The 12,318-nt window shown below is 73.6% G+C and carries 9 protein-coding genes and 1 pseudogene; 3 read left to right on the top strand and 7 right to left on the bottom strand.

Going from position 1 to position 12,318, the window contains the following annotated elements:
- Positions 1-33 precede the first annotated feature (33 nt).
- Positions 34-528: a GNAT family N-acetyltransferase gene (locus tag ACFXMF_RS02270; protein WP_379992579.1), complete on the bottom strand. Its 495-nt coding sequence runs from the start codon at positions 526-528 to the stop codon at positions 34-36.
- Positions 529-899: 371 nt separating this feature from the next.
- Between ACFXMF_RS02270 and ACFXMF_RS02265 the strand changes: the two genes are divergently transcribed.
- Both ACFXMF_RS02265 and ACFXMF_RS02260 read left to right on the top strand, forming a co-directional pair.
- Positions 900-1,283 (top strand): RNHCP domain-containing protein, encoded by a 384-nt coding sequence (locus ACFXMF_RS02265; protein ID WP_379992578.1) that lies wholly within the window; start codon positions 900-902, stop codon positions 1,281-1,283.
- Between the two features lie 2 nt (positions 1,284-1,285).
- Positions 1,286-1,681 (top strand): annotated as a pseudogene (locus tag ACFXMF_RS02260) (RNHCP domain-containing protein); the annotation flags it as partial.
- Between the two features lie 66 nt (positions 1,682-1,747).
- On the opposite strand, the gene ACFXMF_RS02255 reads toward ACFXMF_RS02260, so the two are convergent.
- Both ACFXMF_RS02255 and ACFXMF_RS02250 read right to left on the bottom strand, forming a co-directional pair.
- Entirely contained in the window at positions 1,748-2,518 is a 771-nt protein-coding gene (locus ACFXMF_RS02255; protein ID WP_379988720.1) for a siderophore-interacting protein, read from the bottom strand.
- Positions 2,515-4,047 carry an MFS transporter gene (locus tag ACFXMF_RS02250; RefSeq protein WP_379988722.1) on the bottom strand — a complete coding sequence of 511 codons (1,533 nt, stop codon included), beginning with the start codon at positions 4,045-4,047 and terminating at the stop codon, positions 2,515-2,517. Before ACFXMF_RS02250 ends, ACFXMF_RS02255 begins: the two co-directional genes overlap by 4 nt.
- 120 nt (positions 4,048-4,167) lie before the next feature.
- Between ACFXMF_RS02250 and ACFXMF_RS02245 the strand changes: the two genes are divergently transcribed.
- Positions 4,168-5,079, top strand: a complete 912-nt coding sequence (locus ACFXMF_RS02245; protein ID WP_360306143.1) for a LysR family transcriptional regulator — start codon at positions 4,168-4,170, stop codon at positions 5,077-5,079.
- Positions 5,080-5,141: 62 nt separating this feature from the next.
- On the opposite strand, the gene ACFXMF_RS02240 is transcribed toward ACFXMF_RS02245, so the two are convergent.
- From ACFXMF_RS02240 to ACFXMF_RS02225, 4 genes are all read right to left on the bottom strand, one after another.
- Positions 5,142-5,594, bottom strand: a complete 453-nt coding sequence (locus ACFXMF_RS02240) for a VOC family protein (RefSeq protein ID WP_360306145.1) — start codon at positions 5,592-5,594, stop codon at positions 5,142-5,144.
- A 144-nt stretch (positions 5,595-5,738) separates the two neighbouring features.
- Positions 5,739-6,536, bottom strand: coding sequence for a PhzF family phenazine biosynthesis protein (locus tag ACFXMF_RS02235; RefSeq protein ID WP_379988723.1), 798 nt, complete (start codon positions 6,534-6,536; stop codon positions 5,739-5,741).
- A gap of 5 nt (positions 6,537-6,541) precedes the next feature.
- Positions 6,542-10,264: a VWA domain-containing protein gene (locus ACFXMF_RS02230; RefSeq protein ID WP_379988724.1), complete on the bottom strand. Its 3,723-nt coding sequence runs from the start codon at positions 10,262-10,264 to the stop codon at positions 6,542-6,544.
- Between the two features lie 61 nt (positions 10,265-10,325).
- Entirely contained in the window at positions 10,326-12,221 is a 1,896-nt protein-coding gene (locus tag ACFXMF_RS02225; RefSeq protein WP_379988725.1) for a vWA domain-containing protein, read from the bottom strand.
- Positions 12,222-12,318 lie beyond the last annotated feature (97 nt).

Raw genomic sequence — 12,318 nt, 5'->3', positions numbered from 1 at the left:
GGTAGTCCCCGCTTCGTTGCCCTCGCCCGACGGTCAGTGCCGGTCGGGCGAGGGCTCCGCGCCGACCGTGCGGCGGAACACCTGGCGCGAGCCGCCCTCCGGACCCGGCTCGGCCGGTTCGGCGGCGACGAAACCGAGCGACGCGTAGAACGCGCGGGAACCACCCTCGATCGCACCGGGGTGGTCCGCCCCGAAGGTGATCAACTCGATGCTGCCCGGCCCGCGCACATAGCGCCGCGTGGCCTGCGCCATCAGCGCCCGGCCCACACCGCGGCCCCGGGCGGCCGCGGAGACCACCAGCCAGTGCACGTGATGCACCGGCGGTTCGACGCCGAAGAGCAGGCCGCCGAGCAACCCGGGCCGCCCCGCGTCCTCCCGGACCACGAATGCCAGGCCGGCCGCGATGTGTGCGTCCAGTGCGGCGTGGAAGCCGGGCTCGTCCACCATCGGCCCGAACCAGTGCTCCACCTCGGCGGCCAGGGTCAGGAAGCCGGGCCGGTCGGCCTCGTGTGCGAGTGCGACGATCATCGGAGCAGTCTGGCAGTGCCGATCGCGCGACCGGACGGTGCGGGCCGCACCTCGCAGCGCCGCCCGGGACCGGGCGAAAAGCGTTGGCCGGGTCGCCGCACCCGCTGTTACGTTCGACGGGTCACGTCCGCTCAGCGCGGACGTCCACCCCTTTCCGAAATCAGGTGTTGATGCCCGTGACCGCGCCGAGCGCGCCTCATCCGACCGCGGCCGGATCCGGCGTCGGGAATCCTCCCGACCGCCGCTGATCCCCCGGTGGGCCCACCGACCCGTCCGCGTTTACTGCGGCGGGCCGTGTGCACGGCCCCTCCCGAGAGCGCTCGGCGCTTCCTTGCTGCCTTTGCTTCCGCCTCCGGCAAGGAGATTTCCGAGTGTCCACCGCCAACCACAACTCCGGTAGACAGCACACCGTCCCACCGCGTACCGACACCTTCGACTGTGTCCGCTGCGGCCTCACCGTGACCACGGTCGACCCCGCCGGCGGCCGGCGCAACCACTGCCCGAGCTGCCTGCACTCGCGGCACGTCCTCGACCGGGTGGAGGGCGGCCCGTCCGAATGCCTGGCGCGGATGTCGCCGATCTCGATCGCGGTGTTGCGCAGCGGCGACTGGATGGTCGTGCATCGGTGCATCCGGTGCGACGAACTGACCTCGAACGCGATCGCGCCGGACGACAATCAGCTCATCCTGATCCGGATGGCCGTCCGGCCACTGGCCCACCCCCCGTTCCCGCTCGAAGTGTTCGGGGAGTGGTGACGATGGCCCGACGCAAACCGGCGGGTCGGCGCCCGCAGCGGTACAAGGACGTCACGCACCGGCGGACCGGGCGCGGCGACGCCTTCCGCTGCGTGGGTTGTCGGCTCGACGTACCGTTGCTCGCGCCCGGCACGGCGCATCGCAACCACTGTCCGCACTGCCTCACCAGCCTGCACCTCGATCGCCGCGTCCCGGGCGATCGGGCGGCCGACTGCCGGGGTCGCATGAGCGTGCTCAGCATGTCCGTTCGGGCGGACGGCGAGTGGCAGCTGATCCACCAGTGCCAGTCCTGCGGGGTGCTGGGCGCGAACCGGATCGCGGGCGACGACAACCCGCTCGCGCTGATCCGGCTGGCGATGCGGCCGCTGCCCGAGCCCACCCGCCCTAACCGGGCGTTGCACACGGTGTCACAGCCCGGGGGGCCGGCGGAGTCGACTCCGACTCGACCGGTGCCCGGGCCGCCGTCAGTCCATCCCGGTTCGACCCGGGGACCAGAAGGGCTTGGTGAGCACCGAGCGGCGGTCCCAGCCGTGGTCGGCGACGAGCCGGTCGCGGACCAGCTTGACCGTCTTCGCCTCCCCCGCCACATAGGCGATGCCGGGTGTCGCCGGCAGCGCCAGCCGGCCGACCGCCTCGGCCAGCGGTGCCGAGGACGCCGCCGACGCGGTGCCTCGGGCCAGCCAGGTGAGCCGCTCGGCGTGCGGAATCGGCAGCCGGTCGGCCTCGGTCGCGGTCTCGATCACCCCGTACACGTTCACCGCCGGACCCACCGCCGCGATCATCGCGCCCAGGGCCACCGACGCGGTCTCCTCACCGACGAACACGTGGTACGGCGCGTCCGGCCGCAGCACGAAGCCGCCTTCGGGCCGGCCGAACCGCACCCGGTCGCCGGGCCGCGCCGCCCGACCCCACGCGGCTCCCGGCCCGGGGCCGCCGTCGTGGTCCAGCACGCACAGGTCCAGCGTCCCGGCCGTCGAGTCGTTGCCCCACACCGAGTAGGTGCGCAGCAGATTGCCCGCTCCCTGCCGCCAACCGGCCATCGTGAGCACGTCGTTCACATGCACCCGGACCTGTTGCCCGGGCCGGCAGGTCAGTCCGCGCAGCGCGTCGTCGCCGATCCGGATCCGCCGCATCCGGGCCGCGATCTCCTCGGTCTCCACGATCGTGCCGGTCAGGAACACCCGGTCCAGCAGTCGGCCCACCGGCCCGCGCCGCCGACTCGTCACCCCACTCACGCCGCACCGCCCGAGCCCGCCGGGGTGGCGAGGGCACCCGCTCGGTCCCGATAGCCCCTGGCGACCACCGCCGTGGCCACCAGCAGCAGGCCGCCGACGACCAGGAAGCCCACCGACATCGCGTCGGTGAACGAGTCCACGACGCGGGCGTGCTCCGCGCCCCGGGTGCCGGACAGTGCCGCGGCCGGTCGGCCGGAGAATCGCACGGCCAAAACGGTGCCGAACACCGCGACCCCCAACGCGGCGCCGATCTCGCGCGCGGCAGTGTTCAGTCCCGAGCCCAACCCGGCCTGATGAGGCGGAAGTTCGGAGACCACCCCGAAGGAGAGCGCGGGCGCGCACAGCCCCATGCCGGCGGACAGGATCAACAGGTACCCGGCGTACACCGCGTACGGGGTGTGTGCGTCCACACTCGCCATGCACAACAGCCCGATCCCGATCAGACTCAACCCGAACACCACCAACGCACGTGTGCCGTAGCGCTGTTGGGCCTTGACCGCGACCTTGGGCGCGAGCGCCATGCCGATCGTCAGCGGAACGATGGCGAAGCCGGTGCGCAGCGCCGAGAAGCCCTTCACGTATTGCAGGTACTGTGCGTTGATGAAGAACAGCGAGAACAGCCCGAAGAAGCTCGCGCCGATCCCGAGCACACCGGCACGCAACTTGGCGGACTTGAACACGCGCGGGTCGAGCAGCGGGTGTTCCGCGCCCAACGCGTGCAGCACGAAGCCGGCCAGCAGCAGGCCGCCGAGCGCGAAGCCGCCGAGCACATGAGCGGAACCCCAGCCGAACTCGGGGCCCTCGATGATCCCGTACAACACCGCGACCAGGCCGGTGACCAGCAGTGCGGATCCGATCGGGTCGAGCGCGGCCGGGTGGGTCGCGGTCCGCGGGGTCACCCACTGCACGAGCACGGCGAGCACCGCGGCGAGCGGGACCATGATCCAGAACAGGCCCTGCCAGGGCAGGTATTCCTGGACCAGGCCGCCGCCCACGTTGCCGAGCAGACCACCCAGGCCGACCGCCAGGGTCCAGGACGCCATCGCCTGCGGCCGGCGTTCGGCGGGGAAGACGTGCATCAGGATGGACATGGTCGCGGGCATGATCAGCGCGGCGCCCGCGCCGGAGACACCGCGACCGACGATCAGCGTGGCCGAGTTCGTGGCGAGCGCGCTGACCACGGCGCCGGCGGCGAACACACCGAGCCCGGCGAGCAGCGCGCCCTTGCGGCCGTAGCGGTCGCCCAGCGCGCCGGCGGGAATGAGCAGTCCGGCGAAGACGATCACGTACGCGTCGACGATCCACAGGATGTTGTCGGCGGACGGATGCAGCCCGGACGCGGCCAGTTGCGGGATGGCCAGGTTGATCGCGGCGACCATGCTCTGCGCGACCAGCACGCAGGCGCACATCGCGATCAGTACGGCGCGCGACGCGCCGGCGCGGTCGGGTTCGGCGCGGTCGGGTTCGGCGCGGTCGGGTTCGGCGCGGTCGGCGCGAGGCGCCGACGTGGCCGGGACGGTCGTGGACATGGGTCCCCCAGGAGGAGCCGACTGACGAGGAAGAGAGGTGATGCGGGGACTGCGTGTCCGGACCTCTTCACCGTAGGGTGGAGCGTCGATTGACTCCAGTGCATGTTTTGCATGGGAAGGATGCGCGTGACGCAATCGGGGCTGGATCTCAACCTGCTCACCGCGCTGGACGCGCTCCTGGAGGAGTGCAGCGTCTCCGGCGCGGCGCAGCGCATGCACCTGTCCGAACCCGCGATGAGCCGCACCCTCGGCCGGATCCGCAAGGCGCTGGGCGATCCGATCCTGGTCCGGGCCGGCCGCTCGATGGTGCCCACTCCCCACGCGCTGGCCATCCGGGCCGAGGTGCGCATCATCGTGGAGCGCGCCCGGACCCTGTTCACCACCGCCCGCGAGGTGGATCTGCGCACCCTGTCCCGCACCTTCACCGTGCTCTCGCACGACGCCTTCACCGCGGCGCGCGGCGCGCTGCTGTTCGCGCGAGCGGCCCGGGAGGCACCCGGGGTGCGACTGAAGTTCCTCGCGGAGAGCCACGTGGACACCCCGGCGCTGCGCGAGGGGGTCGCCGACCTGGAGGTGGGCGTGATCGACACCGTCTCGCCGGAGGTGCATACCGAGCACCTCTTCGACGACCGCATGGTCGCGTGCGTCCGGGTCGGTCACCCGCTGCTGAACGGTCGGTGCACCCCCGAGCGGTTCGCCGCCGCCGAGCACCTGATCGTCTCGCGCCGGGGCAAGCTGCACGGACCGATCGACGCCGCGCTCGCCGAACTGGGGCTGACCCGCCGGGTGGTGGGCACCGTACCGACCTTCCCGTCCTCGCTGTTCGTGCTGCGCGCCGGCGACCTGGTCGGCCTGATCGCGGGCCAACTCGCCACGATGGTCGAGGAGGTGGGGCTGCGCACCTTCGAGGTGCCGCTGGACCTGCCGCCGCTGCCGATGGGCCTGGCCTGGCATCCGCGCAACAACGCCGATCCCGGGCACGCGTGGCTGCGCGAGTGTATGCGCGACGTGATGACGCGGCCGGCCGGGTGAACGTGCGGCCCCGTGCGGGTCGGCCGGCGAGCTTCACCGGCGCCGGCCGCGGCCGGTACGGGTCAGCCTTCGAGCTTCATCAGTTCCACCCGGGTCCCGTCCGGGTCGGCCAGGAAGACCAGCTCGGTCGAGCCGGTTTCGCCGGGCAGACTGGCCCGCGTGTCGGGCAGCAGCGTGCCGCCGTGCTCGACCAGGCGAGCCGCGGCGGCGTCCACGTCCTCGACGATGAAGGACAGGTGGGTCAGCCCGAGCTGATTGCGTCGCCGCGACGGCGCGCCCAGCGGGTCCGGCGAGGCGTAGTGCAGCAATTCCACGACCATGCCCGCCTTGGCGATCATCTGCGACACCAGGCGCACATCCCCCTCGACCTCCAGGGTGTGGGCGACCTCGTTGCCCACGTCGTAGCGCGTCACCGGGGCGAAGCCCAGGCCGTCGCAGTAGAACCGCAGGGACCGGTCCAGATCGGTGACGCACAGACCCAGGTGGGACGCGTTGTAGCTGATGGCCTCGGACATGGTGCGACTCCCGGCTTTACTGACGGCACGTCAGATCGGTTGGTGTCCGCACGCTAGCAACGGCGGGCCCAATGATCCACCGCCGTTTTCCACCGACCCACGCGGCGCCGACCCGCCCGGACCCGGCCCCGACCCGCGCCCGACTCAGTCGGCGACCAGGTCGCCCTCCAGCACCGTGACCGCCCGTCCGGACAACCGCACCCGGTCGCCGACCAACTCCACGCCGACCGTGCCGCCGCGCGCCGACAGTTGCGCGCCGGTCAGCCGCCTGCGGTCCAGCCGCGGCGCCCAGTACGGTCCGAGCACACAGTGCGCCGACCCGGTGACCGGGTCCTCGGCGATGCCCACCGAGGGCGCGAACACCCGCGAGACGAAGTCGGCCCGACCCTCCCCCGCGGCGGTGACGATCAGTGCCCGGTACGGCAGCGTGGCGACCAGCTCCAGGTCGGGGTGCACCGCCCGCACCACCGCCTCGGACGCCACCTCCACCAGCAGATCGTCACCGCCGGCGGCCACCCGGACCGGCTCGACCCCCAGCGCCAGGCCCAGTTCGGCCGGCACCGGCACCTCGCGCGGCGGCAGCGCGGGGAAGTCCAGGAGCACGCCGTCGCTGTCCAGGGTCGCGGTGAGCACCCCGCTGCGGGTCGCGAAGCGGATCCGTGAAGTACTCGCCGGGCCCTGCCCGAACAACACGTGCGCGGTCGCCAGGGTCGCGTGCCCACACAGGTCCACCTCGGTCAGCGGGGTGAACCAGCGCAGCGCGAAGTCCGCGTCCACACCCGCCGCCGGCACCGCGAACGCGGTCTCGGAATGCCGCAGCTCGGCCGCGACCGACTGCATCCAGGCGACGTCGTCGGCATGCGCGGAATCGGGCAGACACACGCCCGCCGGATTGCCGCGGAACGGTCGATCGGTGAACGCGTCCACGATGAAGATCCGCATGACGCTCACGCTACCGGGCGGCGACGAACACGAGGGCGAACCCACGACCACCCGAACCACACGACGCCACCGAACGCGAGCGTGCCCAGGCCCACCAACAGCCACGGCCACCAGCTCACGTCCACCCGTTCGTCGCCCCGATAGAGCAGATCCTCGCCGGACACCTCCGGCCGCAGTTCGAGCCGGGTGTTCGGGAGGTGCTCCTTGAACGACTCGGCCAGCGGCGAGTGCACCTCGCCGACCACCCGCGCCCTGGCCTCGTAGTGGCCCGCGTCCGCCCACATGCCGTCGGTGCGATGTGTGCGCGCGGCGAGGTTGACCGAGAAGTAGACGGGTACGCCCGGCGCCAACAGCGGCGCACCGTCCTTGAGGCCGACCACCCCCACCCCGTCCACCCGCAACCGGGTGACCTGGAGCGGGACCCGGGCCGTGGTCGCCACCAGCCGCAGGCACAACTCGCGGCCCGAGGACAGGTCGAGCCGGGTGTTCGGCGGCACCGGTTGGAACGTCCGGCAGTCCAGCGCGTCCGGCTGCTCGGCCGGCGGCCGCAACCAGGTCGCCTGCACGCCCCGATCCTTGTCCGCCGCCACGATCCGGGCGGCGCTGCGCAGTTGCAGGCCGGTACGGGCCTGGGCCAGGCCGGCGCCCGGGTCGGCCGGGTTGTCGCGCAGGACACGCGTGTCCGGCAACACCCGCTGCAGGGCCGGTCCCGCGCTGCTGTCGCTCGCCAACGGGATCGCGAAGCCCGCGACCGTGCGGCCCTCCTCGCCGAGCCGGTCGAAGTCCTTGCGCAGGTCCGGGCCGACCGCGTCGCGGGCCGCGTCCGAGAGCAGCAGTACCCCGTTCACCGAGTTCGGCGCGGACGTGCGCAGCACGGTCAGCGCCCGGTCGAGCGCCGCGTGCAGATCGGCGGGTTCCGGCGCCCGATTCGCCGGCGGGGCGCCCGCCGGGTCGCCCTCCGACGCGGCACCGGCCTGCGGGGCGGGCAACCGGGCGGCCATCGCGACCGGATCGGCGACCGGTTCGAGGCCGTTGCCGTACTCGGTCGCGGTGGTGTCGAAGCTGATCAGCGAGACCCGATCGGAGGGGGAGAGCCGGCCCAGGAACGTGGTCGTCGCGCTCTTGACCGCGGCGTAGCGGCCGGTGCGCCTCATCGACTCCGAGGCATCGACCAGGATCACGTAGTTCGCCCCCTCCCGATCGGCGCCCAGGCTCGCGATCAGCCGCTCGGCGCCGTACGGATCGGGTGGTTCGGCGGCGATCGCCGAGGCCGGCCGGCCGACCGCCGCGGCGTCGTGCGCGGGGGCCGCGGCCCACAGCGCGAGCAGGGTCAACACCACCGCGACGGCGAGCGCGCGCGGCCCCTCGCCGTGTTTGAGCGCGGCCCGCAGTTGTTTCAGGTGGCGGCGGAACGCGTCGAACTCGTCCTGTTCGCGCTCGACGATCAGCAGTGCGGCCTCCGGCCCCCAACTGTGCGCGGCGATCAGCACCCGGATCGCCCGCAGTTCCTCGCGGGCCCGGGCCGAGGTCGGTCCGCGGGCGGTCAGTTCGCGTTCCAGGTGGGGCAGCAGCAGGTCGCGTTCGCGGTCGCTCGCGCCCTGCCACCAGCGACCGACCTCGTGCACGTACAGGTCACGGCGCGCCCGGGCCGGGCCGTCGACGATCTCGCCCGCCCATACCCGGGCCGCCGCGTCGGCGTCCGCCCCGCGCAGCGCGTCGCGGAACCAGCCGCTCGCGGCGCGCGCGGCCAGTTCCGGGCGGGCCCGGGCGACCGCCGCCCACCACGCGTTGTCCAGCCCGGGCAGTTCGGCGAGGCGGGCGTCCGCGAGCACCGCGTCCGCGACCGCGGCGGTGACCGCCGGATCGCCGGCCCGGACCAGTTCGCCGAGCAGTTCGGCGGTGACCGGCACGGCACGCAACAACGCGGCGATCCAGCCGGCGAACCGCCCCCGGGCGACCGGCTCGTGCCGCAGCGCCAGCAGGTCCGCCGCGACGTACGGCCCGTCCGCGGGCGGGCCGCCCAGCGCGAGCCGCAGCACGTCGGCGCGTACCCGGGCCGCGACCGGGGCTCCGGCACCCAACGGGGTCTCCAGGAGTGCGGCCAGGCCCTGGGCGGCCGGATCCGCACGGCGGTCGGTGAGCGGGACCAGCGTCGGCCACAGGTCGTGCAGGACGGCGGCGATCGTGGCGGGGTCGGTATGCCCGGCCACCCGCAGGGTGAACACCGCCTCGGCACTGGGTATCTCGGCCGTCCGCAACCGCTCGCCCGCCAACAGCGCGTACGGCGCGAGCCATTCGGGCGCGCGGTCGTCCCACGGCCGGATCACCTCCAGCCACGCGCGCAGATCCGTGCCCGAGGTGTCCAGGAGTCGGCGCAACACCACCGGGTGGTTCCACAGCGCGTCGTAGAGCGCGGGCACGTCCGTGGTCGGCGTCGGGCCCAGCAGTCGGCACAGGTCGGCGACCAGCGCCTCCGGCGAGACCGAATCGGCATCGGCCCGGCCGGCGCCGTCCGTCGCCGGGTCCGGGCCGCGCGGGTCCGGGCCCCGCGAGGCCCGCAGCGCGGTGCCGGCGGGCGGGGTCGCACCGGCCAGTAGCGGTGGGACCGGGCCGAGCAGGACGTGCACCAGCCGATCCCCCCGGCCCGCCGCCACGGCCGTGTTCCAGCCGACCGCCAATCCCGCCGGCCGGGCCCGCAGCGCGGCGGCCATGTCCCGGGTCACCTCGTCGCCGTCCTCCGCCCGCCAACGCTCGGCGATCGGCGCGGCCAACGTGGTGTCCCCGCTCAACAACCGGTCCAGGATCGACGCGGGGCGGACCGCCACCGCCGGTGCCCGCGCCGCGGCGGCACCCACGAACTCCGCGGCCGAGCGCCGCCCGTCGGCGCCCTCGCCGTCCCCGGCGGCCCGGGCACCCGCCTCGGCGAGCAACCCGAGCAGGTGGTCCCCGGCGGCAGGCGTGCCGGGTTCGTGCAGCGTCGCGAGCGCGGCGATCAGCGGGTCGAGCCCCACCCGGCGGCGCAGCGTGGTCAGTTCGCCCAGGTAGGCACGGGCCGCGGGCAGGTCGGGCAGGTCGGGCATGCCGTCCAGGGCGACCCGCACGGTGCCGGGCGCGGGCACCCGGCCGAAGGCCAATCGGGGTCGCAGTCGCCCGGTGGCGCCCATCGAGGTCGCGAAGCGCAGCCCGGCGCGGCAGCCGTACGGCAACAACGCGGCCACCCGGTCCAGGAGCTCCAGCCGACCCCGGGTGTCCAGGCGCTCCGCGCCGGTGATCACCACCGGGCCGGCCAGGACCGCGGCCGCGACACCCGCGAGCCATTCGAAGTCGCCCGCCCGGACGCCGACCTCGGCCGGCGAACCGGGCAGCCGTACCCGCAGCGGTCGCTCCCGGTCGGTGGGCAGTTCGATGCCGCGAAAGGCGAGCCACAGTGTGGTGTAGCCGGCCGCGGCGGCGGCGATCTCGGCGTACGGCGCGGTGAAGTAGCGAACCCCGTCCGTATCGCGCAGGGTCATCGCGACGAACGGGTCCTCGCGTCCGGTACTGGTCAGGCCCACCCACCCGGGCGGCGCGTATTCGTCGAGGGTGGGTCGCACCAGCCGCTCGAAGTGTGCCCGCCGTTCCGGCCCCGCGCTGCACGCCGGCACCCGACCGTCGTGGTACCAGGCCCAATGCGCCCGCAGCGTGCCCGCGGTCTCGCGGGGGCGGTCGTGTCGGTCGGTCGCGTCCACGTGGGCCCTTCTGTGCGCGGGGTGCCGGTCGGGATCGGGAGTCGGTCCGCCCGCCGGGGGTTCAGCCGGGCGGGCGGGGCGGTCGGTGGATCGCTTGCCGGTCCGGTTTCGGTTGTTCCCCGGGAATGGTCGTCGTGATCCTCTCGCGTTCCCCGTTCTGCGGATCCTCGGCCCGGGCACAACCCTGCGGCTCCGGGGTCGGCGAGTCGTCCTCGGCCCGGGCCGAGGGCTCCGGCTCCGCGCCGTACGGACCCGACTCGGCCCGGCGGACGGACGTCGGCTCGGTCGGCACGTCGTCCCCGGTCCGGATGCCTGCGCCGGCCGTTTCGTAAAGCAGCGGATCCGTGTGCTCCACCGGCCTCGGTCGGCTGCGCACCCGAACGCACACGCCGTACAGCATGGTGCTCTCGCCGATCCGCAGCCGGCGCCGGGACGTGCTCGTTCGGCCCTCGTGTTCGTGTCGTGCGGTGATCGTCACCCCGCGACCGGCTCGGGGCCGGCGTCCTCGGGCCACGAAGGACGTGGTCGCGCCCTGGAGCAGTGGGTGGTTGTGTCGCCACTCGTGGCGCATGCCGCGGAGCCGGCGCGTGGCGGCCTCGGGGAACCGATACGACTCCTTGTAGTCCAGGGTCAGTTCGATGGACACGTCCTTGGGGAACAACCGCCAGAACGTGGTCCCCGCCGCGGCGGTGAGCGCGAGCCCCACCGCGAGCCAGACCCAGATCGACCAGTCGACCGAACCACGCACGGCGCCGGTGTAGGCGAGCCCGCCACCGCGCAGTCGGGACACCACGTACGGACCGTCGGCCTGCAGGAGATCGGCGAACTCGGCGGCCTGCGTGGCCGACACGGTGCCGAGCAAAGTGGCCTCGGCCTCGTATCCGGTCGAGGTGGCGAACGCATCGGATCGGGTGCGATCGTGGGCCCGGAGTGTGACCGGGACATGGGCCGGGATGCCCGGTTCCAACGTGATCGAGGTCGGCAGTCCGCTGTTCAGGGCCGGGTCGTCGATCTGCAGACCGGAGACGGTCACCCGGATGTGCAGCGCGCTCGACGTCAGGGTCAGACACAGCGTGGTGGGCCGGGACAGATCGACCCGTTGCACCGGGGCGGGAGCGGCACCCGCACAGGCGGCCGCATCGGGACGCACGCCGCGCACGGGTACCGGCCCGGGTCCGAACTCGGCCCGGACCGTCGCGCCCTGATCCACCCTGATCAGCGCGACGCCCTTGCGCTTGCGCGCGTCGTGTTCGAGGTCGCGCAGTCGGGCGGCCTGTTGGCTGACCGTGCCGCTGAGCGTCTGCGCCTTGGGCAACACCTCGGCGATCAGGTCGACGCCGCGGGCGTTCTCGCCGAGCGGCAGCGCGTAGGCGGCGATCGGACCGCGCTCCTCGACCGCCTTCGCGTACTCCTGCCGCAGGGTGGTCCAGCCGGGGGACTTGGCGTTCGCGAAGTCCGGATTGCCCGGCGCGTACAACTGGGCGTCGGTGAGCACCACGATCGCGGTGGGCGGCAGGTATCCGGCCGTGCGTCGCTTGTCGGCGGCGATGATCTCGGACACCGACACCATCGCGGCGCCGAAGTCGCTCTCCGTGTCGTTCGGCTTGGGCAGTTTGGCCAGGAAGTCGGCGATCGCGGCGGCGCCCTGGGGGGCCGTGGTCAGCGGCAGATGGGTCGTCGTCTTCGCGCCGAACCTGATCACCGAGATCCGGTCGTGGGCGGGCATCGCCAGCAGGAAGTCCTTCAGGGCCGCCTTGGCCGCGTCGTAGTTGCCGTCGTCGAGCATCGAGGTGGAGACGTCGAGCACGACGTAGAAATCGGCCGGTTGGCTGTCCGCGCCCAACTCGTCGAGCAGGCGGCCGGTGGCCACCACCGGGTCGGCGGTCCGCGGATCGTCGGCCCGGCGGGCCGCGGGTGTGGCGGGCGCGCACAGCAGCACGAGCAGGAGGGCGAGCACGAGGGCGAGCGGACCGGGCCGGGACGGTCGGGCCCGACCCTCGGTTCGAACGGCGTGGCTCGACGCGGGCCGGGGTATCGACGAGGGGGTGGCTGCG

This window comes from Embleya sp. NPDC059213 (assembly GCF_042754445.1).
Taxonomy (GTDB): domain Bacteria; phylum Actinomycetota; class Actinomycetes; order Streptomycetales; family Streptomycetaceae; genus Embleya.
This window is presented reverse-complemented; position numbering and strand designations above follow the sequence as displayed.

Coding starts and splice junctions, on each gene's coding strand:
- ACFXMF_RS02270 (WP_379992579.1), bottom strand. CDS start 528: ATGATCGTCGCACTCGCACACGAGGCCGACCGGCCCGGCTTCCTGACC.
- ACFXMF_RS02240 (WP_360306145.1), bottom strand. CDS start 5,594: ATGTCCGAGGCCATCAGCTACAACGCGTCCCACCTGGGTCTGTGCGTC.
- ACFXMF_RS02245 (WP_360306143.1), top strand. CDS start 4,168: ATGCGCGTGACGCAATCGGGGCTGGATCTCAACCTGCTCACCGCGCTG.
- ACFXMF_RS02250 (WP_379988722.1), bottom strand. CDS start 4,047: ATGTCCACGACCGTCCCGGCCACGTCGGCGCCTCGCGCCGACCGCGCC.
- ACFXMF_RS02235 (WP_379988723.1), bottom strand. CDS start 6,536: ATGCGGATCTTCATCGTGGACGCGTTCACCGATCGACCGTTCCGCGGC.